We start from the raw sequence: 21,880 nt of genomic DNA, 5'->3' as shown, positions 1-21,880 counted from the left end.
CCCCTACACCTACGTCCCCAACCCTCTCCAACAGTCCGACCCCCTCGGCCTCGCAGGATGCGGCACCGACGGAGCCCGTTCACCCCAGGTTGACGTGCCGCTCCATGCACGGCCTACAAGGTTCTATGCCAGAGCCCATGAGATGCTGAACAGAATTGCTGGAAATCCGACAACCCATGAGCCAGCTCGCGTCCACGTTCCACTCCTGGGGCAGGATCGCATCGCAGAACACGCAGAAAAAGTCCTCTTCGCGTACGACGTTCAACTGCCGGCAGTCCGGACAGCGCCGGAACAGCACTTCTTGCGTGAAGCCGGGCGGGTGTATGATTCCGGCCCGGTCGAGAGCGCTCGCCACCGCGGGCCACGAAATGACGTCCGGGCAGTAGCCGGTCGACTGATTGCTGACGTCATCGACGATCCACCGCCCCGAAATCTGCCGAAAGCTCAGCTCGCCGGCACTCAAGACCGGCTCTCCCTCCGCGCACACCACATGTTCGCTCCTGCGCGGTGCGAGGCGCAGGGCGCCAGCAGCATCCACGGTGAAGGTGAACGGCTCGGCGAATTCCTCGACAGCCCGTGTCGAAGCCCACTCGTTGAAATCTGTCGGAGAGCCTATGAGTCGACCGCCCTCCCCCGGCCGGACAAGATCCTTCAGGTGTGCCGGTCCCACATACCGGTAGTGTCGCGATCGCATGGTCACCGGCCAATCTGCTGAGCTCGAATCGGCGGCGCCGGCCGCACACTCGGGGCCCTGGCCGCTGGATGCCCGAATCCTATCGGGAATTGCTCGATACCTATGGCGTCGGTTGGTTTCGACGACTTGCTCCGGCTGTACGGGGACGGTGCTGAAAATCCTCGTCTCGACCTATGGGCATGGTCTTCGGGGTTCCGGGGCGCCGGGAAACCCTGAGCGTGAGGTACGGGCGCTACGGGGGCCGGGGAGCTCGACGGACAAGTACGTGGCAACCCGGCGGGTCAGGGGCACCGTGCGACAGTGGACGGATGGACGATCATCCGGTTCTGGACCCGCTGGGAGGGCTGCGCACCCCGGGTGACCCGGCGACGGACGTGTACCTGACGGGCACCGTCTTCCTGGACATCATCTTCACCGGGCTGGACCGGGCCCCGGTGCGGGGCACGGAGACGTGGGCGCGCGGCATGGGCTCCAGCCCCGGCGGCATCGCGAACATGGCCACCGCGCTGGCCCGGCTCGGCCTGCGGACGACGCTCGCCGCGGCGTTCGGCGACGACGTGTACGGCGACTACTGCTGGGAGTGCCTCCGGGAGGGCGAGGGCATCGACCTGGGACCGTCCCGACGGGTCCCCGGCTGGCACTCCCCGGTCACCGTGTCGATGGCGTACGAGGGCGAGCGGACCATGGTCAGCCATGGCCACCGGGCGCCGCCGCCCGAGGACGCGGTGCCGACCTGCCCGCCGCCGGCCCGGGCCGCGGTGGCCTCGCTCGGGGGCCGGGAGGCGGGCGAGGAGCGGTACGACTGGATCGCCGGGGCCGCCGCGTCCGGTACGAAGGTCTTCGCCGACGTCGGCTGGGACGAGACCGGCCGCTGGGACCCCGCCGACCTCGCCGGGCTGCGGCACTGCGCCGCCTTCCTGCCGAACGCCGAGGAGGCGGTCCGCTACACCCGGGCCGACTGCCCCCGGGAGGCCGCCCGCCGGCTGGCCGAACGCGTACCGCTCGCCGTGGTCACCCTCGGTGCGCAGGGCGCCTTCGCGGTGGACTCGGCGACCGGTCAGACCGCCGAGGTGCCCGCGCTGGCCGTGGAGGCCCTGGACCCGACCGGCGCCGGGGACGTCTTCGTGGCGGGCTTCGTCACGGGCACCCTCGCGGGGTGGCCGCTGGCCGACCGGCTGGCGTTCGCCTCGCTGTGCGCGGCACTGTCCGTGCAGGAGTTCGGCGGGTCGCTGTCCGCGCCCGGCTGGATCGAGATCGCCGGGTGGTGGGCGCAGGCCAAGGCGTACGCGGGCCAGGCCCCCGACCACCGCGAGGCGCTGTGCCGGTACGGCTTCCTGGAGGAGCTGCTGCCCGCGGCCACCCGCCCGTGGCCGCTGCGCCGCGCCGTCCCCACGATCGGCTTCCGCCCGGCGGGAAGTGCGGCGGGTGGCACGGCAGGCAACTCGGCAGGCCGCTCGGCCCGAAACGGCGAGCGGTAGGCCGGCCGGTCTAAATCCCCTCTGCCTGCGGCGCTCCGCGTCGTACCCTTGGTACCCCAAGGCCCTCGGGCCCATCGACCAGCAGAAGGCGGGATGAGCAGGCCCTAGCGCCGGCCCATGACTCAGACACCGACTCAGCAGCAGCCGCAGCAGCCGCATCAGGCCCGCGCGCATTTCGTCGTACCGGCCAAGCACCCCATGGTGACGGTCCTGGGCTCTGGCGACTCCCTTCTCCGCGTGATCGAGCAGGCGTTCCCGGCCGTCGACATCCACGTCAGGGGCAACGAGATCAGCGCGGTCGGCGAGGCCGCCGATGTGGCCCTGGTCCAGCGGCTGTTCGACGAGATGATGCTGGTGCTGCGCACCGGCCAGCCCATGACGGAGGACGCCGTCGAGCGCTCGATCGCCATGCTCCGGGCGAACGGGAAGTCGGCCGACGGCGAGGCGGAGACGCCCGCCCAGGTCCTCACCCAGAACATCCTGTCCAGCCGCGGCCGCACCATCCGCCCCAAGACGGTCAACCAGAAGCGCTACGTCGACGCGATCGACCGGCACACGATCGTCTTCGGCATCGGCCCGGCCGGCACCGGCAAGACCTACCTGGCGATGGCGAAGGCCGTGCAGGCCCTGCAGGCCAAGCAGGTCAACCGGATCATCCTGACCCGCCCCGCGGTCGAGGCCGGCGAGCGGCTGGGCTTCCTGCCCGGCACCCTGTACGAGAAGATCGACCCGTACCTGCGCCCGCTCTACGACGCGCTGCACGACATGCTGGACCCCGACACCATCCCGCGCCTGATGGCCGCCGGCACCATCGAGGTCGCCCCGCTGGCTTATATGCGCGGTAGAACGCTCAATGACGCGTTCATCATCCTGGACGAGGCGCAGAACACCAGCGCCGAGCAGATGAAGATGTTCCTGACCCGGCTCGGCTTCGATTCGAAGATCGTCATCACCGGCGACATCACGCAGATCGACCTGCCCGGCGGCACCAAGAGCGGCCTGCGCCAGGTGCAGGACATCCTCTTCGACGTGGACGACGTGCACTTCTCCCGGCTCACCAGTACCGACGTGGTCCGCCATAAGCTGGTCGGGCGCATCGTGGACGCCTACGAGCGCTACGACAACGCCCAGGCCGAGGAAGAGTCCACGCGTGGCCAGGATGCCGGGCGCGGGCGAGGCAACGGCTCCGGGCCGAAGAGAAAGTAACCACTCCACCACCATGGCGATCGACGTCAACAACGAGTCCGGCTGGGATATCGACGACGAGGCGGTCCTGGACGCCGCCCGTTACGCCCTGAACCGGATGCGCATCCACCCGCTCTCCGAGCTGTCGGTGATCGTGGTGGACGCCGCCGCGATGGAGCAGCTCCACCTCCAGTGGATGAACCTCCCCGGCCCCACCGATGTCATGTCCTTCCCGATGGACGAGCTGCGGCCGGGCAAGGAGGACGACGAACCCGAGCAGGGCCTGCTCGGCGACATCGTGCTCTGCCCGGAGGTGGCGAAGAAGCAGGGCGAGGAGGCGCCGACGAAGCACTCCATGGACGAGGAACTGCAACTGCTCACCGTGCACGGTGTGCTCCACCTGCTGGGGTACGACCACGAGGAACCCGAGGAGAAGGCCGAGATGTTCGGCCTGCAGAAGGCGATCCTGGACGGCTGGCGGGCCGAGCGCGGTGTCGAGGGCCCCTCGCCCGCGCCCACCACCCGCTGACGGCGGCGGCAGCACCCTCATGGTCGTCTTCGCCGTACTGCTCGTCATCGTCGCCTGGCTCGCGGCTTGTGCCGAGGCCGGGCTGGCCCGGGTCTCCCGGTTCCGCGCCGAGGACGCGGTGCGTTCCGGCCGGCGCGGGGCCGCGAACCTGCTCGCGGTCGCCTCCGACCCCACCCGCTACCTCAATGTGGCGCTGCTGCTGCGCGTCGCCTGCGAGACGGCCGCGGCCGTCCTCATCACGGTCGTCGCCGACCGGCACTTCGACCGCACCTGGCAGGTGCTGTGCGTCGCGATCGGTGTGATGGTGCTGGTGTCGTACGTGGCGATCGGGGTCTCGCCACGCACCATCGGCCGCCAGCACCCGATGAACACCGCGACCGCCGCGTCGTACGTACTGCTGCCGCTGGCCCGGGTGATGGGGCCGGTGCCGGGGCTGCTGATCCTGCTCGGCAACGCGCTCACACCCGGCAAGGGCTTCAAGCGCGGGCCGTTCGCGAGCGAGGCGGAGCTGCGTGCGGCCGTGGACCTCGCCGAGTCAGAGTCGCTGATCGAGGACGAGGAGCGCCGGATGGTGCACTCGGTCTTCGAGTTGGGCGACACGATCGTGCGCGAGGTGATGGTGCCGCGCACCGAACTCGTGATGATCGAGCGGTTCAAGACGGTCCGTCAGGCGATGACGCTGGCGCTGCGCAGCGGCTTCTCCCGGATTCCGGTGACCGGGGAGGGCGAGGACGACGTGGTCGGCTTCGTCTACCTCAAGGACCTGGCGCGGCGGGTGCACATCAACCGTGCCGCCGAGTCCGACCTGGTCTCCTCGCTGATCCGTCCGGCGTTCTTCGTGCCCGACACCAAGAACGCCGGGGACCTGCTGCGCGAGATGCAGCAGCAGCGCAACCACGTCGCGGTCGTCGTGGACGAGTACGGCGGCACCGCCGGCATCGTGACGATCGAGGACATCCTGGAGGAGATCGTCGGGGAGATCACCGACGAGTACGACCGGGAGACGCCGCCGGTGGAGCGGCTGGGCGGCGGCCGGTTCCGGGTCACCGCGCGGCTGGACATCGGCGACCTCGGCGAGTTGTACGGCGTGCCGCTCGACGACGACGACGTGGAGACGGTCGGCGGCCTGCTGGCGAAGGCGCTGGGCCGGGTGCCGATCCCGGGCGCGGTCGCGGTGGTGCCGCTGCCGGTGGACGTGTCGGCGGCCGGCCCGGACGGCACGGTCGCGCTCCGGCTGACCGCGGAGACGCAGGCCGGGCGGCGGAACCGGATCGGCACGGTGCTGGTGGAGCCGGTGAGCGGGTCGGAGGCGGCGGGGGCGACCCGGGCCGAGGGCCGTCCGGAGCCGGGCGCGGCCGGCCGTGGTTCCGGCCGCGGTGCCGGCCGTGATGAGGGGGCGCTCGGCGGCGAGCGATAAGAGCGACCAGTAAATTCGACCAATAAATTCGACAAGTAACTTCAACAAGTTGCTTGTCGAAGTACTACGGTGGGGTGCATGAGCGCACATGACCCCACCGGCACCCCTGCTGCCGCTGCCGCTTCCGCCGACGCCGCTTCCGCTGAGGCCCCTCCGGCCGTCGCCCGCCGGCTCAGCGTGGCCATCACCCGCCTTCGCTCGCGGCTGCGCGTGGAGGCGGGGCTGCACGGCACCGGCCTGTCGGTCTCGCAGGTCGCGGTGTTGCGGAGCGTGGTGGACGACGGCCCGGTCACCGCGGCCTGGCTGGCCACCACCCAGCACGTGAGCCCGCAGTCCATCGCCCAGAACCTGGCCGTACTCAAGGCCGCCGGTCTGGTGCGGGGCCACCGGGACCCGGCCGACGGCCGCAAGACGCTGGTGACCGCCGAGCCGACCGCCACCCGGCTGCTGGACACCATGGAGTCCTCGCGCGACTCCTTCCTCGCCCGGGCCATCGACGAGCTGGTCCCGCCGGGGGAGCGCGCCGATCTGGAGCGCACCATCGCGCTGCTGGAGCGGCTGGCGGCGGCGCAACCCGCCGTCGAACCGAAGGGAGCGGGGGGTGCGCGGGACGCGGAGCGCCCGGACGGCTCGCAGGACGTGGCGGCCCCGGACGGCTCGCGGGACGTGGCGAGCCCGAAGGGACCGGCGGCGTGACCCTTCGAATACGGCAGCAGGCCGCGGCCGCGGGTACGGCCGGTCCCGACCCCTTCGCCTGGCGGTTCGTCACCCCCCTGTACGTGGGCTCCGCGCTCAACCCGGTGAACAGCTCCATCATCGCGACCGCACTCGTGCCCATCGCCACCGCGCTGCACGTGTCCGTCGGCAGCACCGCGGTCCTCGTCTCCAGCCTCTACCTGGCCTGCGCCATCGCCCAGCCGACCGCGGGCAAGCTGGCCGAGGAGTTCGGGCCGCGCCGGGTGTTCCTGGCCGGGATCGCCTTAGTACTGCTCGGCGGTGTGATCGGCGGATTCGGTACGAACCTGGCCGCGCTCACCGTGGCGCGGGTGCTGATCGGCGTCGGCACCTCCGCGGGCTTCCCCTCGGCGATGGTGCTGGTCCGGCGGCGGGCCACCGATGCGGGGCTGGCGGAACCGCCCGGCGGCGTGCTCGGCGGGATCGCGATCGCCGGGATGGCCACCGCCGCGGTGGGACCGCCGCTCGGCGGCGTCCTGGTCGGCGCGCTCGGCTGGCACTGGGCGTTCCTGATCAACGTGCCCGTCACCGCCGTCGCCTTCGTGATGACGCTGCGCTGGGTGCCGGCCGACCCGCCCGCCACCGGGCCGCGCCGCGGCGCGCGGCAGATCGCCGCCCGGATCGACCTGCCCGGCATGGTCGGCTTCGGCGGGTTCATGACCGCGCTGATGGTCTTCCTGATGGATCTGCCCGGCTTCGACGCGATCGCGCTCGCCGTCGCCGTAGTGCTCGTGGTGCCGCTCGTGTGGTGGGAACTGCGCGCCGCCACCCCCTTCTTCGACATCCGCGGACTGGGCGCCAATGCCGCCCTCACCCGGACCTACGTGCGTACCGCGCTCACCTTGCTGGGCACCTACACCGTCATGTACGGGCTCACCCAGTGGCTGGAGGCCGGCCGGGGTGTGTCCACCGAGGAGGCCGGGCTGCTGCTCCTGCCGATGGGCGCGCTGTCCGCGCTCGTCTCGCGCCCGCTGTCCCGGCGCAACCTCGTCCGCGGGCCGCTGGTCACCGCCGGGGTCGCGATGCTGGCCGGTTCGCTGGGCATCTTCGCGCTGACCGCGCACAGCCCGGTCATCCTGGTCGTGGCCGTCACCCTCGTCTTCGGCCTGTGCGTCGGCACCGCCACGGTCAGCAACCAGATCGCGCTCTACACGCAGTCCCCGCCCGAGCAGATCGGCACCGCCTCCGGGCTGTTCCGTACTTTCGGCTATCTCGGCTCCATCGTTTCCGCCACGGTCACCGGGATCGCCTTCAAGCACGGTGCCACCGACTCCGGGCTGCACGCGGTGGCGATCATCCTGATCGCCGCGGGCGCCGCGGTGCTCGTGATGACCCTGCTGGACCGGGGCCTGGTCCGGAAGTCCTAGCGGGTGCAGGCGTGTTCGGGCTTCACGCGGCGCCGCGGGCGGGCTCCGGGGCGGTGCGGGCGGCGTCCGGGGTGGTCCGGGAGGCGCGGGGGAGGAGGAGTGGGGTGGCGAGGATGAGCAGTCCGGCGGCGCCGATCGCGAGGCGTGGGGAGGTGACGGCCGCCAGCAGGCCCCACAGGGCGGTCATGGCCGCGGTGGTGAGGCTGCTGGTGATCGTCCACGCCGACAGCGTGCGGGCGACCCGGTCCGACGCGGTCTGCTCCAGGCGGTAGGTGGCGAGCACCGGGTTGAACACGCCGATGCAGGTGACCAGGCCGAACTGTACGACGATCACCAGCACGATCCCGGCGATCCCGGGGTGGAGGAACACCAGCCAGAGCGGCCAGCACGCGCGCAGCGCGCCCGAGACGAGCATGACGCGGTGCTGCCCGAACCGCGCGACCAGCCGCCGGGCCAGCCGCGCCCCGATCAGGCCGCCGACGCAAGGGGCCGCGAAGGCAAGGCCGTACTGCCACGGCGAGAAGCCGAGCCGGCCCAACATGAGGACGGCGAGCAGCGGTTCGGTGGCCAGCAGCAGAGCGTTGTGCAGGACCGTGTTGAAGAAGAGCAGGCGCAGTGGCGGGTGGCCGAGGATGTACCGCCATCCGTCGAGCAGTTCGTCGGTCCGCGGGCGGCGCGGCTCCGTGGGGCTTTGTCCGGTGCCGGCTTGCGCGGTGCCGCTTCGCCCGGTGTCGCCTCGCTCGTCGCCGGCTTGCTCCGTGCCGCCTTGCGCGGGGACGGAGTTCGTACGGGCCCTCGGGTGCGGCTCGCTCCCGCCGATCGCCCAGACGCCGAGGGCCGACAGCAGGTAGCTGACCGCGTCGGCGACCACGGTCGTCACCGGGCCGAACAGCCCGATCGCGGCGCCGCCGAGCGGCGGTCCGATCACGGTCGCGCTCCAAGTGGCCGACTCGAAGCGGCCGTTGGCGACGAGCAGGTGCTCCGGTCGGACCAGTGACTTCAGGTAGGCGCCGCTCGCCGACCGGAACCCGATCTTCGCGGTGGCCACCACGACGGACACGAGCAGGAGTTGGGCGAAGCCGAGCCGGCCGAAGGCGTAGGCGACGGGGAGGGTCATCATCGCCGCGAACCGGACCAGGTCCATCGCGATCATCACCGGCCGCTTGCGACGGAACTCCACCCACGGGCCGAGCGGCACCGCCACCACCGCGCCCACCGCGAGCCCCGCGGCCGACAGCGCCGACACCTCGCCGGTCCCGGCGTGCAGCACCAGGATCGCGAGCAGCGGGAAGGCGCCGAACCCGAAGCCGGTGCCGTAGGCGCTGACCGCGTACGCCGCCCACAGCCAGCCGAACGGCCGCCCCAGCGACCGCGTCCCCGCCGAGCCGCTTGCCGCGCCGCCTGCCGCGCCGGCCGCGACACCGGGTGCCGCGCCGGGCGGTGTATCGTCCGCCCTGCCCTCCGCCGTGCTGTCCGTCATGTTCAGCGCACCCCTCGCCGTATCGCCCGTACAACCCCGAGTTGACCGGCGCCATGAAAGCAAGCGCGGGGATGCCTGGGCAAACAACCACCGCCCCGGCGAGCCACAACCAGCGGTTGTGCAGTTTCCCCGATCTGCCACGCGGGCAACCTGTGCGGTCCGGGCGAACCTGCTCGTGGTGATGCACAGCCCGCTCGACGCCGACACCAAGGCGAAGCCGGCGTGGCCGGCCGGCCCCGAGGGCGGGCGCGGCTCGCTCGTTCCGGTGCGGGACGACCGCGCGAGCTGAACTCCAGCCCCCGGGCGGGCTCATGGGGCCTGGTCCGTCGCTTTCAGGTGATGGGCGGTCCAGTCCTCGTGGACCGCGAGGAACGCGGGCAGCACGTCGTGGTCGAGGTAGTCGGTGTGGGCGCGCAGCCTTGCGACCAACTCGGCCAGTTCGGCGGGTTCTTGGCAGGTCGTCGAACAGTCCGCGGTGATCTGGATGGTGAGGACCGGGGCCAGCGGGTGGCCGGGAAAGTGGCGGTCGGCGTGCGGGTGGCAGGCGATCTCGCAGAAGAACGGCTCGATCCCCTCGGCGTGGTCGTCGTCGGCTACGAGCGGTGAGGTCATGCCGTCGAACGGCAGGCGGTGCGCGACGTTGGCGAGGGTGACGTCGAGAGTGCGCGGGTCGAGGTCGGTCCTGCTGGGATCGTCTTCCGCCCAGCCGGGCAGGTAGCCGTACGCGGTGATGCCGTTGGTCGTGGTGATCTTCCACGTACGCACCCGGTCGAACACGCGTAACGAGGGCGCCGAAGCGTCGTTGCTCACCGCTGAACCCCCTTCGACGTGTGCTCGTCCCGCGCCGCGTGCAGGACCGCCAGGGATTCTGCGGGCGTCAGGGCGGTGTCCCGTAGCAGGTCGAAGGCGAGCCGCAGCGACTCGACGTCTTCGGGTTCTTCGACGAGGTGGCCGCTCCAACTGCTCTGCGTGTAAGCCAGGGTGCGGCCGTCCTGGAACACGATGAGTTCCAGGGAACTGCGGATGTGGTGCGGGCCGGTCCCGAACGGCACGACGTGCAGGGAGACATCGGGTCGCTGGGCCGCCGCGATGAGGTGTTCCAGTTGCGCGGTCCACGTCTGCGGGTCCCGCGCCTTGCGCCGTAGCACCGACTCGTCGATCAGGGCCCGGTAGTGCACAGGGTTCGGACCGGTGAGACGGTCCTGCCGGCCCAACCGCGCCGCGACCTGCGCGGCCAACTTCTCCACACTGCGCGGGCGCGCGGTACGCAACTGCTCCTCGGCGTAGGCCGGCGTCTGGAGCAGATACGGCACCGCGCTCACCGCGTACTCCTGGATGCTCACCGCGTCCGCCTCCAACGGCGCCAACCCCAGGAACGGCCGCTCCTTCGCCTCCCGCTTCGCCAGATGCCACAACCGCACCAGCAACGTCCCCGTCCCGTACACCTTGTCCAACGCCGCAGCCGCCTCCACGGTCCCCAACCGCTGCCCCCGCTCCAACCGGTGCAGATACGACTGCTCGTACAGACACGCCTCCGCGAGCTGCATCAACGTCATCCCCGACTGCTGCCGCCGATACGCCAGTTCACTCGCGTACAACTGCTGCGCCGACAACCACTCCCAGTCGATGACGTCCTTGTTCCCGTTGCTGTTGCTACCGCCGTCCACACGGCTCTCCTCTCTACGGTGTCCTACCGGTGGTGGTGCCCTCCGCCCCGCGTCACACGGTGGACCGGTCGGGCCTTCGAGCGAGGGGCCTGATGTTCGCGGGCGCCGTCGTCCACTCGATGCCGCCGCCCACGGGCCGCAGGAAGACGATGCCGCCCTCGGTGCCCATGTAGACGCCGTTGCGCTGACAGGGCCCGTCATCCCATACCAGCTCGCCGAGTTGAGGCTTGTGCACGGCTCCCGCCGGCTTCGGCAGCGCCTCTTTCCGGAGCATGCACCGCGCCTCTCTGTAGTGGAACCACTACCGGGAGGCGCCACTGTCCTCTAGAGTCAAAAGGTCATCAACCTGTAGGTATGGAAAGAAAGGTTTCCAAAGAGGTGGTCAATCGCAAGGAGTTGGACCCCGAGAGCAGTCCGGAGGCCGCCTTCGGCGCACGGGTCCGCAGTTCGCGGGAAGCCCGTGGGTGGAAGCAGGAAGACCTCGCGACGCAGACGGGATACTCCAGCACGCACATCTCGGCCGTGAAACTGGTCGCAAGGTGCCAACTCTTCGTTTTTCGCGCAGCATTGACATAGCCTTCGGCACCGGCGACGTTGCCGACAGCTTCGAACGCGAGTGGCGTCAGATCCGGCACGGCTCGCTCCTGGAGGGCTTTCCGCACTACGTCGGGTACGAGGCCCGAGCGGTCGAGATCCGGGTCTTCGAGATCGGCATCGTCCCGGGGCTGTTGCAGACGCCGGAGTACGCGCGGGTGCTGGCGGACAGTTCGGTGCGGCGGGGCGCCATCACGTCCGAACAGGCGGATGAACGCGTTGCGTTTCTGGCGGAGCGGCAAGAGGCGCTGGTGCGGCCTCGACCGCCCATGGTGTTCGTGACCATGGACGAGAGTTGAGTTCGTCGGCCCATCGGTGGCCCTGCCGTCATGGACGCCCAACTGGCGCGGCTGATCGAGTTCGCCGAACTGCCGAACACGCTGCTCCAGATCGCGCCGTTCGAGATGGGCGCGCCGAACGCTCGACCGGCCTGTAAATCTGTTGACGCAGTCAGACCGGTCCGTGCTCTGCTATGCCGAGTCGCAATCCCAAGGACACCTGGACCGCGAGAGCGTGTCCGTTGTGCCCATGCTGACCGCCTATCATCAACTCCAGGCCGAAGCGCGGTCGCAGGCGGCGTCCGTGGCCATGATCGAGCAGCTTCGAAAGGGCACCCCATGACGACCGAAACCCCGCGTTGGTTCAAGTCCTCGTACAGCAACAACGGTGGCACCTGCGTTGAGGTTGCCGCCAACCTGGTTGATGCGCGTGGCGTGGTTCCCGTCCGTGACTCGAAAGACCCGAGCGGCCCTGCTCTGGTGTTCCCGACTGACGCGTTCGCGTCGTTCGTGGCCGGGGTGAAGGCGGGCGAGTTCGGCGCCGTCTGATTGTGGGGTAGGCATCTTCTGTGCCGTCCAGTCGGGCGGCGCAGAGGCGTCTACGAGAGGGCACCCGATGACTGAGTCCCCGCGTTGGTTCAAGTCGTCGTACAGCAACAACGGCGGCGACTGCGTTGAGGTTGCGGCGAACGTTGCCGTGTTGCGTGGCGTGGTCCCTGTCCGTGATTCGAAGGACCCGAGCGGCCCCGCCCTGGTCTTCCCGGCTGACGCGTTCGCCGCGTTCGTATCAGGCGTGAAGTCGGGCGAGTTCGGCACCGTTTGACGCCGTCGGGCTGGGCAGTGCCGAGGCCGAACGTGTCCTGGGCCGGTTCACCCGCGGCGACCCCAGGCACCACACTCCTGGCCGAAGGCATACGGCGCGACCGCGTCACTCCTTCAGGACGTCATCGATGAAAGCAGCGAGGAGTTCCGGGAGTTCTTCGATCTGGTCATCGAGGCGTACCCGTTCGCGACGGCGTCCACGCTGCCGCTCCTCGCCCGCGGACTCGAACTGTGCGAGCGTGCCGACGACGACGACGGCGAAGACGACGCTCACGACGCCGATGAAGACGCCGTCGACGAGCTGGAAGACATCTCGGACGAACTGGAAGAGGCGATCACCGCGGAACGCCCGCCGGCGCTGCCGTACGGCACCATCTCCAACCACCTCCGTCTGGACTGGGACGCCATCACCGCAGCCGCACCGCCGTGCCAACCGGCGCCGGATGCGGGCCGGTTCCGGGTGCGCTGGGCAGAAGCACACCCCCGGCACCGCGAGAGCCACATACGCGACGGAGCCACCCTCCATTTCGGCGTGAACGACCTTGAGACAGGCGACGACGAGTACATCGAGGACGGCTACGGGCGCCTCCCGGACAGGGACGGCGCCGCCAAGTAGCCGGGCGAGGCCGGCCGCTACCCGCTACCTGCCACCTGCCGCCCGGCAACCAAAGTCCAGCCAGGTGACGGTTATGCATTGGTTCAATATTGGATAGAGGTTAGTGCAAAAACGGGCTACCCTGCGCTTCATGCCTGCCAAGACACCGCTGCCCACGACGCTCACCGGCCGCCACGTACGTCTGGACCCGCTGACCACGAGCCATCTCGGCGAGCTCTTTGCGGCGGGCGGTCGGGATGAGGAGGTCTGGCAGTGGCAGGGCGGTCCGGCGCCGCAGACCCAGGACGAGTTGGGTACCAAGCTCGGCATGCTGCTGGAAGCAGCCGAGCGGGGGGAGTACGTTCCGTTCGCGGTCATCCACCGAGCCAGCGGCCGGGCCATCGGCTGGACCGCGTACATGGACATCGACGTGGCCGATGAACGGCTGGAGATCGGCTGGACCTGGTACGGGCGCGCGTACTGGCGCAGCGCGGTCAACACCGAGTCGAAGCTGCTTCTGCTCACCCACGCCTTCGAAGAACTGGGCATGGGACGCGTGCAGTTGAAGACGGACCATCTCAATCACCGCTCCCAGGCGGCGATCGCCCGCCTCGGCGCGCGCCGCGAGGGTGTGCTGCGCCGCCACTTCCGGCGCCCGGACGGCACCTGGCGGGACACCGTGTACTTCTCCGTTCTCGCCCAGGAGTGGCCCGAAACCAAGGCGCTCCTCAGCGCCCGGCTCTGAGGTCGCCGCCGCCGGCCGAACCGCCGACGTCGCCGCCCGTCTCGTGCACGGAATGCCACGTGGCGAAGAAGGTGGGACCGTGGAGAAGGACCGTAGAGCGGTCATCGGGACACCTGGTCGACGCAACCGGCCGGCGGAGTCCGGTGTCCGCGTCGGCAGAGGCCGTCCGGAAGATCCGGAAGAGTGCGTGCCGGATCGGCCCACGGGATACGCGACCGCGCTTTCGCCCTGCGCGGTGCCCGAAACGGACCTCGACGTGAGCGTCACCGTCCACCTCCAGCACCTTGGAGACGGTGGTGAGCCTGCGAGGGAAGGGGCTTCTTCACATGGGCATGAGCCGGAGGACCTGGCGCTGGCGGCGCAATCCGCTCAAGCGCGGCAGCGACCGCGTGGAGGCGTGGGCACTGCTGGTATCGGGCCTGCTGCTGGTCGTGGGGGCGCCTACGGTCGGCGTGGAAACCGGACTCGTGGCCGCGGCGGACGCCCATCGGCCGCCCGCCGACTGGAAAGCGGTCTCCGCCGTCGTCACGCGCAAAGCGCCGCCACCCACCACCATCACCGGCGTCGACTCCGGCGACCGTCCTGTCCTCGCCACGGTGCGATGGCACGTGCCTGGCGGCCATGACCACACCGGACACGCGCTCGTACGACCCAACAGCCCGGCGGGCACCCACACCACCGTCTGGCTCGACCCCACCGGCGCCGTCCATCAGGAGCTCACCGATCCGCTCAGCACGACGTCCGACGCCATCACCTTCGGCTTCCTGACCGGCTCCGCCACCGCACTGTTCGCCGGCGGCAGTTACGCGGTCGTACGCTGCGCGCTGGACCGGCGCCGCGCGGCCGACCTGGGCTACGAGTGGGCGGTGGTCGGCCCCGAGTGGCGACGCCACCGCGCCTGACGTGCCACCTTCCACGGCCCCCGTCCGCGGATATCTCCGCCGGTCGCGCCGGACGCCGCCCCGGCCACCACGCGGCGAGCGTCCTCTTGCGGCAGGTGACCGGCAACAGGACGGGCGCCGAGCCGGACCGTCAGAAGCCGATGTGGCCGATCATGCCGAGCATGTTCGCGCTGGCCGAGTGGATCGACGTGGCCAGGCTGGTGTCGGCGAGGTAGAAGCCGAAGGCGCCGCAGGCCAGCGCGTGGGTCACTTTGAGTTCGGCCTTGCGGCTCAGGAAGAACGTGGCCGCGGCGAGTGCGATGACGAGGGGGAGGTGCAGCAGCATCGTCGGATCACCCAAATCTCCTCATAAGAGGGCATTGCTCATGTATGAGGTTAGGCGGGCGTCGCCGGGCGCGCATCTGTGGATACGGAGAGTGATGCGCGTGCCGGACGTCCTATGATCACGCGTATGACCGAGCCGCAGACGCAGCCGCCCGCAGCCCCCGAGAACCCCGAGGACCGCAAGCTCCTCACGCTCGCCCGCTCCGCCCGGGCCCGCAACGCCGTTCCGGAGGGCGCCGCCGTCCGCGACGAGACCGGCCGTACCTACGTGGCCGGCACCGTGGACCTGCCGTCGCTGCGGCTGACCGCCGTACAGACCGCGGTCGCGATGGCGGTGGCGAGCGGCGCGAAGTCGCTGGAGGCCGCCGCCGTGGTCACCGCGGCCGACGCCCCGGCCGACGCCGACCGCGCGGCCGTCCGCGACCTGGGCGGCCCGGACACACCGCTGCTGCTGGCCGGCCCGGACGGCGCCCTGCGGAGCACCGTCACCGCCGGCTGACCCGGCCCCGTAGACCCGGTCCCGTATCCGGCCCGCGTACGTTTCGGACTCCTCACCGTCGGCCGTGCTGCCCTCGTCGCGTCGTACGGGCCGGGGCCGCTCGATCGAGCGGTGTCCGTACACCTCTGCGGTATCGGGGAGAATGGGGGCCATGAGCGCTCGTACCCCCTCCGACGGAACCGCCGGGTCCACCGCGACCCCGCTGCACCGGTCCGGCTTCGCCTGCTTCGTCGGCCGCCCCAACGCCGGCAAGTCCACCCTCACGAACGCTCTGGTCGGCCAGAAGGTGGCGATCACCTCCAACCGGCCACAGACCACCCGGCACACCGTCCGCGGGATCGTGCACCGGCCCGACGCGCAACTCGTCCTCGTGGACACCCCCGGGCTGCACAAGCCGCGCACCCTGCTCGGCGAGCGGCTCAACGATGTGGTCCGCACCACCTGGGCCGAGGTGGACGTGATCGGCTTCTGCCTGCCCGCCGACCAGAAGCTCGGGCCCGGCGACACGTATATCGCGCGCGAGCTGGCCGGGGTCAGGAAGACGCCGAAGGTGGCGATCGTCACGAAGACCGACCTGATCGACAACGATCAGCTCGCCCGGCAGCTCATGGCGGTCGACCGGCTCGGGCGGGAGATCGGGCTGGAGTGGGCCGAGATCGTGCCGGTCTCGGCGGTCGGCGACCAGCAGGTCGGGCTGCTGGCCGACCTGCTCGTCCCGCTCCTCCCGGAGGGCCCGCAGCTCTACGCCGAGGGCGACCTCACGGACGAGCCGGAGCAGGTGATGGTGGCCGAGCTGATCCGCGAGGCGGCGCTCGAAGGGGTGCGGGACGAACTGCCGCACTCCATCGCGGTGGTGGTCGAGGAGATGATCCCCCGCGAGGGGCGGCCCGCGGACAAGCCGCTGCTCGACATCCACGCGAATCTCTATATCGAGCGGCCGAGCCAGAAGGGGATCATCATCGGGCCCAAGGGGGCTCGGCTCAAGGAGGTCGGGACGAAGTCGCGGCAGCAGATCGAGGGGTTGCTCGGGACGCCGGTTTTCCTGGACCTCCATGTGAAGGTGGCGAAGGATTGGCAGCGGGACCCCAAGCAACTTCGCAAGCTGGGGTTCTAGGACCCACCGGGGTGCCCCTGTCCGCCGGTTGAGGGACCACCAGCCCTCCACCGGGCTGGAGGTGGGACGAGACGGGACCCTTGCGGCGGATATCGCTTACGTGGCGTAAGGGCCCGGACCCTTGAGGAGACGGTGGATGGGGGCGGTCTCGGTCCGGCGCAGGCCGGGGAGCGCGGCGACGGGCCCGGTGAGGTAGCGGTAGAGGGCCTCGGGGTCCTTGCAACTGACGGACGCGTAGATGTTGGTCGCACCGGTGGTGGCCGCCGCGAACGCGACCTCGGTGTGGTCGGCGAGGGCGGCGCCGACCTCGGCGAGACGGGCCGGTTCGACCTCCAGCCAGAGCGCGGCGCGCAGTTCGGACTGGAGCCGGCCGCTGCCGAAGTCGAGGTCGTAGTAGAGGGCGCCGGCGGAGCGCAGTTCGGACAGGCGGCGGCGTACGGTGCTCTGCGACCAGCCGGTGACGGTGGCCAGTTCGGCGGCGGAGGCGCGGCCGTCCTGGGCGAGGGCGTCGAGCATGAGGTGGTCGCCGGGGCCGAGGGGGACGGTCGCGGTGGGCTCGCCGGCCGGTCCGCCGGGCGCGTCCGGGGGCGCCAGCGCGCCGGCCTCGTCCGGGGTGAGCGCGCTGCCCCGGCTCACCGGGCTGAGGTCCTTCCCGAAGAAGATGTGCAGCATGGCGTGCGCGGTCACCTGCACCACCCGCGGGGTGCGCGGGAGCTTCTGGAGCAGCAGCGTGTCGTCGTGGCCGGGGGCGGCGGCCTGGGTGAGGCAACTGATCTCGGTGCCGCCGGAGATCAGGTTGACCCAGCGGGTATCGGTCCTGCGGGCCAGTGCCGCACCGATCGAGCCGGCCGCGTCGGGCGTGCAGCGCACCCGTACCATCCAGGGCGTCAGCCCGATCCGGAACGGGTCGCTCAGGCCCAGCACCCGTACCGTCCGCTCGCGGCGCAGCCGGCCGTAGCGGCGGGCCACGGTCTGGTCCGAGACGCCCAGCACCTCCGCGAGCCGGCTGAACGGCGCCCGCCCGTCGATCTGGAGGGCGTGCACGAGGCGGCGGTCGAGCAGGTCGAGATCGGCCAGCGCGGTCCAGAAGGTGCCGGTACCGGTGTTGGCGTCGCTGTCGGCATCGGCATCGGTGCCGACTTCGGTGTCCGTGCTGGTGTCGGATTCCATCAGGGCAGCCTAGGTTCTGTCGGAATGCGCCGCCAAGAGGGTTCTGGCTGGGGTGGGGAACGGGTTCTGCCCGAAGGTGAGGTGGTCACACCTCGTGAACGACCTCATGGGTCGTCCCGTCAACACCCCGCGAACCGGAACGGAGTCCCACCCATGCGCAAGTGGCTGCCACTTGTGGCGATCTGCCTGGGCGCCTTCATCCTGCTGGTCGACGTCACCATCGTGAACGTCGCGCTGCCGAGCATGGCGTCCGACCTCGACGCGTCCTTCACCTCCCTGCAGTGGGTGATGGACATCTACGCCCTCGCGCTGGCCGCGCTGCTGCTCGCCGCGGGTTCGCTCGCCGACCTCTTCGGGCACCGCCGGCTGTACGTGCTGGGCCTGGCCGTCTTCGCGCTCGCCTCGCTGGCGGCTGCGCTCGCCCCGAACGCGGCGGCGCTGATCACCGCGCGGGCGGTGCAGGGCGTCGGCGGCGCGGCGATGTTCGCCACGTCGGCGGCGCTGGTGGCCGCGACCTACCAGGGCCGGGACCGCGGCACCGCGTTCGGCGTGTGGGGCGCGGTCAACGGTGCCGCGGCCGCGCTCGGGCCGGTGCTCGGCGGGCTGCTCACCCAGGGCTTCGGCTGGCAGGCGATCTTCCTGGTCAACCTGCCGATCGCGGTGGTCGCGGTCGCGCTGACCATGCGGGTGCTGCCCGTCGGGCGGCGCGGCACCGGCCGGTTGGACATACCCGGTGCCCTCACCTTCACGGTGGCCGCCGCCGCCCTCACCTACGCGCTGATCCGCGGCGGCGAACACGGCTGGACCGACGGCCTGACCGTCACCTCGTTCGTGGTGGCCGGTGTGGCCACCGTCGCCTTCGTGGCCGCCGAACTGCGCTCCGCGCACCCCATGCTCGACCTGTCCCTGCTGCGCCGGCCCACCTTCGCCGGGCTGCTCGGCGGGTCCCTGCTCTACCAGGCGGGTGCCTTCAGCGGGCTGGTCTACGTCTCGCTGTGGCTCCAGAACGTGCTCGGCCTCAGCCCGATCCGCGGTGGTCTGGCGCTGATGCCGCTGGCCGCGGCGTCCTTCGTGGTCGCTGCAGCGAGCGGCAAGCACACCCACCGCATGCCGCCCGCGCTGCCGGTCGGCGGTGGTCTGGTGCTGATGGGTGTGGGCGCGGGCGTGCTGTGGCAGTCGGTGTCGGCCGGGTCGCACGCGGCCTCGCTGGCCGCCGGGCTCGCAGTGATCGGTGTCGGGGTCGGCCTGGCCACCCCCGTGCTGGTCTCGGCCGCGGTCGACGCGGTCCCGCCCAACCGCTCGGGTATGGCGGGCGGCGCCGTCAACACCTTCCGCCAGCTCGGGATGAGCGTCGGCATCGCGCTGTTCGGGTCGATGTTCACCGCTCGGATGCGCCACGTCACCTCCCACGGCGGCAGCGTCCGTGCGGCGTACGCCGCAGGGCTCGACCGGATCTTCCTGGCGTCTGCGCTGGCCGCGCTGGCGGGCGGGCTCCTGGTCTTCCTCACGGTTCGCCGCGCCCGGGCTGACCGGACCCCCCAGGGTGCCCCTGCCCCCGATTCGCGGGACCTCGCGGTGGAGGGTGGCTTGTCGCGCAGTTCTCCCCCGGAGCTTCGCCCGGGTGGTGCCCCCACGCGCTCCTGAGTTTGTGCGGCTTCTCCGGGGGGTGGGCGGGCCGAACGGGGTTCCCTGTCAACGGAGTTGGCGGACCTTGCGGTCGAGGGTGGCTTGTCGCGCGGTTCCACGCTCCCCTGGGCTTGCCGGTGTCAGTACCGGCCCTCGGCGGTGTGTCGTAGGACTCCCGCGCCGAGCGCGACGACACCCGCGGCGCCGAAGCCGGCCACCGAACGTTCGAACAGGCCGTCCAGGCCGGCGGGGCCGGACGCGGCGGTGGCCACGAGCAGGGCGAGGAGGACGGCGGCGGACATCCTGAGCGGGCGGACCCAGGCGGCCCAGTTGGGCAGCCGCTTCATCGCCGAGGCGAGTACGAGGGCTCCGGCCACCATCGCCACCATGCCGGCGGTGGTCAGGAGGTTGTCCATCGTGCCACCGCTGTTCGCGATCTGGTCGGACGCCGAGCACCCCGGGTCGGCCTGCCGGCAGGCCAGCCGCTCGAAGGGCGTCAGGAGGTCGCCGATGCCGAAGGGCGCCATGCCGAGCAACACGCATCCCACGCGGGCCGGGCCGCCCGCGGGCCGGAGCGACGGCCACAGGGAGCGGGAGACGAACAGCAGACCGGCGGCCCCGCAGCAGGTGTTGACCACGATGAGGAAGGCCGCGTGCGGCGCCCCCTGCGCGTACATGTCGCTGATCGAGTGGGCGGTGACGCTGTAGCGCGGTCCCTGCCAGGACGCCGCGATCAGGAAGGCCGCCACGAACACGACATGGGCCGCCATCGAGACCCGCGCCCAGCGGCGTATGCGGCTCCTGACGGCCGGTGCGTGGTCGGTGGCGATGGTCCCGCCGGCGGTCTGGAACATGAAGTGGTCCCCGTTCTGGGTCCGGTGACGGGCCTGCGGCACTGCGCCGACGGCCCCAGCCGAACGCTAGGAGCCGGGGCCGCCACGGCTCGTCACCCCACGGTGGACACTTCGCAGTCCCCGGACGGGGGAGTCGCGGTGTCCGGCCGGGGAGCCGCGAGCGGCGCACGGGGGATTCGCGGCGTTCGCACGGGGCAGTCGCGGGGGACCGGCGTCAGTCCTGCGCGGACACCAGGCCCACCCGGTAGGCGAGTACGACCGCTTGGACCCGGTCGCGCAGATCCAACTTGGTGAGGATGCGGGACACGTACGTCTTCGCCGTCTCGCGGCTGATGACCAACTCCTCGGCGATCTCGGCGTTGGACTTCCCGGCGGCGATCAGCCGCAGCGCCTGGAGTTCGCGCGGGGTCAGCGAGCTGAGCGGGCCGCCGTCCGGGAGGCCGGGCCGTTCGGAAGGTCGGATACGGGCGGCGTAGCGGCCGATGAGCCTGCGGGTCACGGCCGGTGCCAGCAGCGACTCCCCGGCGGCGATCGTGCGCACGCCGTCGACGAGTTGGCCGGGCGTCGCGTCCTTGAGCAGGAATCCGCTCGCCCCGGCACGTAGCGCCTCGTAGACGTACTCGTCGGTGTGGAAGGTGGTGACCACGAGCACCCTGGCGGGGGCCGCGGCATCGGGTCCCGCCAGTCGCCGCGTCGCCTCGATTCCGTCCATGCCCGGCATGCGGATGTCCATCACGACCACGTCGGGCCGCAGTTGACCCGCACTTCGCACCGCGGCCGACCCGTCGGCGACCTCGCCGACCACCTCGAGGCCGGGCTGCGCCGCGAAGATGGTCGCGTACCCGGCGCGCACGAGGGCCTGGTCGTCGCAGACCAGCACCCTGACGGGACGAGCAGGACCGGTCACGGATCACTCCCGAGGTCAGCGTGAAGGCACCCCCCAAGAGTAGGGTGACCGGGTGTTCGAGGACGTGGCCCCGTCGTTGACCGGAAGCCCGCGGGCTCTCGGGCTCTGGTGGCGGGCGCGGGGTGCGGCGGCCCGGGACGGCGTCCTCGCCGGCGTCGTGACGGCCGTGTCGTTCACCCCCGGACTCGCGCACTACGGCGTGGAGTTGGGCGAGCTGGCGCCGCACAGGACCGGCGTGCTGCGGGTGTTGCTGATCCTGGGGCAGGCGCTGCCGCTGGCCGTCCGCCGCAGGTGGCCCGCGGCCTGTCTCGCCCTGGTGGCGGGTGCGTTCGCCGTCGACCAGTCGATCGGGTACACCTCGACCTTCGCCGCGCTCGGACTGCTGATCGCGTTGTACGGCGCCGGCGCCCATCAGCGGCGGTTCCGTGCGGCCGTGGCCGCCGCGGCGACGACCGCGTACATCGGGCTGTCCGTCCTCCTGCACGGCCGGCACTCGCCGGAGCGGCTCTTCGACTACGCGTCCTTCTACCTCGCACTCGTGCTGTGCTGGGGGACCGGCGCGTGGGTCCGTGGCAAGGTGAACGCGGCGGCCGAACTACGGTGCCGTGAGGCGGATTTGGCGGTGACCGAGGAGCGGGCGCGGATCGCCAGGGAACTGCACGACGTGGTGACCCACCACGTCACCGCGATGGTCGTACAGGCCGACGCCGCGCAGTTCCTGCTCCCCGGCGAGGAGGACCGCGTCCGGAAGGGACTCGGCGCCATCAGCGGGACCGGACGCCAGGCGCTGCCCGCACTACGCCACCTGCTCGGTCTCTTGGCCGACGAGGACGGCGGGGCTGGCGGGGCCGGCGGGTATGGCAGGGACGGAGAGGACGGCGGGGCTGGCGGGTACAGC

General features: G+C 71.2%; 24 protein-coding genes and 1 pseudogene. 15 read left to right on the top strand and 10 right to left on the bottom strand.

The genetic code is table 11. The features are described 5' to 3' along the window. Window positions 1–79: 79 nt before the first annotated feature. On the bottom strand, window positions 80–670 hold the full coding sequence (locus tag AC13HU_RS07500; protein ID WP_483040963.1) for a hypothetical protein: 591 nt from the start codon (window positions 668–670) through the stop codon (window positions 80–82). A 332-nt stretch (window positions 671–1,002) separates the two neighbouring features. On the opposite strand from AC13HU_RS07500, the gene AC13HU_RS07495 reads away from it, so the two are divergent. The 6 genes from AC13HU_RS07495 (at window position 1,003) to AC13HU_RS07470 (ending at window position 7,405) form a co-directional block, all read left to right on the top strand. Next, window positions 1,003–2,172, top strand: a complete 1,170-nt coding sequence (locus AC13HU_RS07495; protein WP_483040962.1) for a carbohydrate kinase family protein — start codon at window positions 1,003–1,005, stop codon at window positions 2,170–2,172. 117 nt (window positions 2,173–2,289) lie between these two features. Beyond that, window positions 2,290–3,378 (top strand): PhoH family protein, encoded by a 1,089-nt coding sequence (locus AC13HU_RS07490; RefSeq protein ID WP_483040961.1) that lies wholly within the window; start codon window positions 2,290–2,292, stop codon window positions 3,376–3,378. Between the two features lie 13 nt (window positions 3,379–3,391). Continuing rightward, window positions 3,392–3,886, top strand: coding sequence for an rRNA maturation RNase YbeY (gene ybeY / locus AC13HU_RS07485; protein ID WP_483040960.1), 495 nt, complete (start codon window positions 3,392–3,394; stop codon window positions 3,884–3,886). A gap of 19 nt (window positions 3,887–3,905) precedes the next feature. Next, window positions 3,906–5,303: a hemolysin family protein gene (locus tag AC13HU_RS07480; protein WP_483040959.1), complete on the top strand. Its 1,398-nt coding sequence runs from the start codon at window positions 3,906–3,908 to the stop codon at window positions 5,301–5,303. Window positions 5,304–5,381: 78 nt separating this feature from the next. Continuing rightward, entirely contained in the window at window positions 5,382–5,999 is a 618-nt protein-coding gene (locus tag AC13HU_RS07475; protein ID WP_483040958.1) for a MarR family winged helix-turn-helix transcriptional regulator, read from the top strand. Further along, window positions 5,996–7,405, top strand: coding sequence for an MFS transporter (locus AC13HU_RS07470; RefSeq protein WP_483040957.1), 1,410 nt, complete (start codon window positions 5,996–5,998; stop codon window positions 7,403–7,405). The genes AC13HU_RS07475 and AC13HU_RS07470 overlap by 4 nt, the downstream gene beginning before the upstream one ends. 22 nt (window positions 7,406–7,427) lie before the next feature. On the opposite strand, the gene AC13HU_RS07465 is transcribed toward AC13HU_RS07470, so the two are convergent. The 4 genes from AC13HU_RS07465 to AC13HU_RS07450 all read right to left on the bottom strand — a co-directional run bounded on the left by AC13HU_RS07465 (window position 7,428) and on the right by AC13HU_RS07450 (window position 10,826). Beyond that, window positions 7,428–8,885, bottom strand: a complete 1,458-nt coding sequence (locus AC13HU_RS07465) for an MFS transporter (RefSeq protein ID WP_483040956.1) — start codon at window positions 8,883–8,885, stop codon at window positions 7,428–7,430. A 309-nt stretch (window positions 8,886–9,194) separates the two neighbouring features. After that, window positions 9,195–9,695, bottom strand: a complete 501-nt coding sequence (locus AC13HU_RS07460; protein ID WP_483040955.1) for a DUF6907 domain-containing protein — start codon at window positions 9,693–9,695, stop codon at window positions 9,195–9,197. Beyond that, window positions 9,692–10,552: a helix-turn-helix domain-containing protein gene (locus tag AC13HU_RS07455; RefSeq protein WP_483040954.1), complete on the bottom strand. Its 861-nt coding sequence runs from the start codon at window positions 10,550–10,552 to the stop codon at window positions 9,692–9,694. Before AC13HU_RS07455 ends, AC13HU_RS07460 begins: the two co-directional genes overlap by 4 nt. A 52-nt stretch (window positions 10,553–10,604) precedes the next feature. Continuing rightward, complete coding sequence (locus tag AC13HU_RS07450) at window positions 10,605–10,826, bottom strand: hypothetical protein (RefSeq protein ID WP_483040953.1); 222 nt, start codon at window positions 10,824–10,826, stop codon at window positions 10,605–10,607. 80 nt (window positions 10,827–10,906) lie between these two features. Between AC13HU_RS07450 and AC13HU_RS07445 the strand changes: the two are divergent. The 3 genes and pseudogenes from AC13HU_RS07445 (at window position 10,907) to AC13HU_RS07435 (ending at window position 12,247) form a co-directional block, all read left to right on the top strand. Then, window positions 10,907–11,767: pseudogene (locus AC13HU_RS07445) on the top strand (helix-turn-helix domain-containing protein). Further along, complete coding sequence (locus tag AC13HU_RS07440; RefSeq protein WP_483040952.1) at window positions 11,764–11,973, top strand: DUF397 domain-containing protein; 210 nt, start codon at window positions 11,764–11,766, stop codon at window positions 11,971–11,973. Before AC13HU_RS07445 ends, AC13HU_RS07440 begins: the two are co-directional and overlap by 4 nt. Window positions 11,974–12,040: 67 nt before the next feature. Next, window positions 12,041–12,247 (top strand): DUF397 domain-containing protein, encoded by a 207-nt coding sequence (locus tag AC13HU_RS07435; RefSeq protein ID WP_483040951.1) that lies wholly within the window; start codon window positions 12,041–12,043, stop codon window positions 12,245–12,247. 105 nt (window positions 12,248–12,352) lie between these two features. Here AC13HU_RS07435 and AC13HU_RS07430 read toward each other — a convergent pair whose 3' ends face one another. Further along, window positions 12,353–12,631: a hypothetical protein gene (locus AC13HU_RS07430; RefSeq protein WP_483040950.1), complete on the bottom strand. Its 279-nt coding sequence runs from the start codon at window positions 12,629–12,631 to the stop codon at window positions 12,353–12,355. Between the two features lie 361 nt (window positions 12,632–12,992). Here AC13HU_RS07430 and AC13HU_RS07425 point away from each other — a divergent pair, with 361 nt between their 5' ends. Continuing rightward, window positions 12,993–13,586 carry a GNAT family N-acetyltransferase gene (locus AC13HU_RS07425; protein ID WP_483040949.1) on the top strand — a complete coding sequence of 198 codons (594 nt, stop codon included), beginning with the start codon at window positions 12,993–12,995 and terminating at the stop codon, window positions 13,584–13,586. 326 nt (window positions 13,587–13,912) lie between these two features. Then, window positions 13,913–14,488, top strand: a complete 576-nt coding sequence (locus AC13HU_RS07420) for an Rv1733c family protein (protein ID WP_483040948.1) — start codon at window positions 13,913–13,915, stop codon at window positions 14,486–14,488. Between the two features lie 130 nt (window positions 14,489–14,618). Here the strand turns inward: AC13HU_RS07420 and AC13HU_RS07415 are convergent, their stop codons facing one another. Beyond that, window positions 14,619–14,828 (bottom strand): hypothetical protein, encoded by a 210-nt coding sequence (locus AC13HU_RS07415; RefSeq protein WP_483040947.1) that lies wholly within the window; start codon window positions 14,826–14,828, stop codon window positions 14,619–14,621. Between the two features lie 99 nt (window positions 14,829–14,927). On the opposite strand from AC13HU_RS07415, the gene AC13HU_RS07410 reads away from it, so the two are divergent. Together AC13HU_RS07410 and era are read left to right on the top strand one after the other, a co-directional pair. After that, a complete protein-coding gene (locus AC13HU_RS07410) occupies window positions 14,928–15,311 on the top strand; it encodes a cytidine deaminase (RefSeq protein ID WP_483040946.1) in 384 nt (127 codons plus the stop codon). Between the two features lie 142 nt (window positions 15,312–15,453). Then, window positions 15,454–16,425, top strand: coding sequence for a GTPase Era (gene era / locus AC13HU_RS07405; RefSeq protein WP_483040945.1), 972 nt, complete (start codon window positions 15,454–15,456; stop codon window positions 16,423–16,425). A gap of 96 nt (window positions 16,426–16,521) precedes the next feature. Here era and AC13HU_RS07400 read toward each other — a convergent pair whose 3' ends face one another. Next, window positions 16,522–17,595: an Lrp/AsnC family transcriptional regulator gene (locus AC13HU_RS07400; protein WP_483040944.1), complete on the bottom strand. Its 1,074-nt coding sequence runs from the start codon at window positions 17,593–17,595 to the stop codon at window positions 16,522–16,524. 153 nt (window positions 17,596–17,748) lie between these two features. Between AC13HU_RS07400 and AC13HU_RS07395 the strand changes: the two genes are divergently transcribed. Then, window positions 17,749–19,239: an MFS transporter gene (locus tag AC13HU_RS07395; protein WP_483040943.1), complete on the top strand. Its 1,491-nt coding sequence runs from the start codon at window positions 17,749–17,751 to the stop codon at window positions 19,237–19,239. 122 nt (window positions 19,240–19,361) lie between these two features. On the opposite strand, the gene AC13HU_RS07390 is transcribed toward AC13HU_RS07395, so the two are convergent. Both AC13HU_RS07390 and AC13HU_RS07385 read right to left on the bottom strand, forming a co-directional pair. Beyond that, on the bottom strand, window positions 19,362–20,075 hold the full coding sequence (locus tag AC13HU_RS07390; protein WP_483040942.1) for a DUF998 domain-containing protein: 714 nt from the start codon (window positions 20,073–20,075) through the stop codon (window positions 19,362–19,364). Window positions 20,076–20,289: 214 nt separating this feature from the next. After that, the gene (locus tag AC13HU_RS07385; protein WP_483040941.1) at window positions 20,290–20,982 is read right to left on the bottom strand and encodes a response regulator; all 693 of its coding nucleotides are present in this window, start codon (window positions 20,980–20,982) and stop codon (window positions 20,290–20,292) included. 52 nt (window positions 20,983–21,034) lie between these two features. Between AC13HU_RS07385 and AC13HU_RS07380 the strand changes: the two genes are divergently transcribed. Then, on the top strand, window positions 21,035–21,880 hold an 846-nt coding region (locus AC13HU_RS07380), incomplete at its 3' end, for a histidine kinase (RefSeq protein WP_483040940.1).

The sequence above is a fragment of the Streptomyces sp. NH27 genome (assembly GCF_056859195.1).
Note: the sequence above shows the minus strand (reverse complement) of the source record. Positions and strands in the feature narration are given on the sequence as shown.

Bases quoted from the DNA above. Each gene is read 5' to 3' on its own strand.
- AC13HU_RS07495 (WP_483040962.1), top strand. From the start codon at position 1,003: ATGGACGATCATCCGGTTCTGGACCCGCTGGGAGGGCTGCGCACCCCG.
- AC13HU_RS07490 (WP_483040961.1), top strand. From the start codon at position 2,290: ATGACTCAGACACCGACTCAGCAGCAGCCGCAGCAGCCGCATCAGGCC.
- ybeY (WP_483040960.1), top strand. From the start codon at position 3,392: ATGGCGATCGACGTCAACAACGAGTCCGGCTGGGATATCGACGACGAG.
- AC13HU_RS07480 (WP_483040959.1), top strand. From the start codon at position 3,906: ATGGTCGTCTTCGCCGTACTGCTCGTCATCGTCGCCTGGCTCGCGGCT.
- AC13HU_RS07475 (WP_483040958.1), top strand. From the start codon at position 5,382: ATGAGCGCACATGACCCCACCGGCACCCCTGCTGCCGCTGCCGCTTCC.
- AC13HU_RS07465 (WP_483040956.1), bottom strand. From the start codon at position 8,885: ATGACGGACAGCACGGCGGAGGGCAGGGCGGACGATACACCGCCCGGC.
- AC13HU_RS07450 (WP_483040953.1), bottom strand. From the start codon at position 10,826: ATGCTCCGGAAAGAGGCGCTGCCGAAGCCGGCGGGAGCCGTGCACAAG.
- AC13HU_RS07440 (WP_483040952.1), top strand. From the start codon at position 11,764: ATGACGACCGAAACCCCGCGTTGGTTCAAGTCCTCGTACAGCAACAAC.
- AC13HU_RS07435 (WP_483040951.1), top strand. From the start codon at position 12,041: ATGACTGAGTCCCCGCGTTGGTTCAAGTCGTCGTACAGCAACAACGGC.
- AC13HU_RS07425 (WP_483040949.1), top strand. From the start codon at position 12,993: ATGCCTGCCAAGACACCGCTGCCCACGACGCTCACCGGCCGCCACGTA.
- AC13HU_RS07420 (WP_483040948.1), top strand. From the start codon at position 13,913: ATGGGCATGAGCCGGAGGACCTGGCGCTGGCGGCGCAATCCGCTCAAG.
- AC13HU_RS07410 (WP_483040946.1), top strand. From the start codon at position 14,928: ATGATCACGCGTATGACCGAGCCGCAGACGCAGCCGCCCGCAGCCCCC.
- era (WP_483040945.1), top strand. From the start codon at position 15,454: ATGGGGGCCATGAGCGCTCGTACCCCCTCCGACGGAACCGCCGGGTCC.
- AC13HU_RS07400 (WP_483040944.1), bottom strand. From the start codon at position 17,595: ATGGAATCCGACACCAGCACGGACACCGAAGTCGGCACCGATGCCGAT.
- AC13HU_RS07395 (WP_483040943.1), top strand. From the start codon at position 17,749: ATGCGCAAGTGGCTGCCACTTGTGGCGATCTGCCTGGGCGCCTTCATC.
- AC13HU_RS07390 (WP_483040942.1), bottom strand. From the start codon at position 20,075: ATGTTCCAGACCGCCGGCGGGACCATCGCCACCGACCACGCACCGGCC.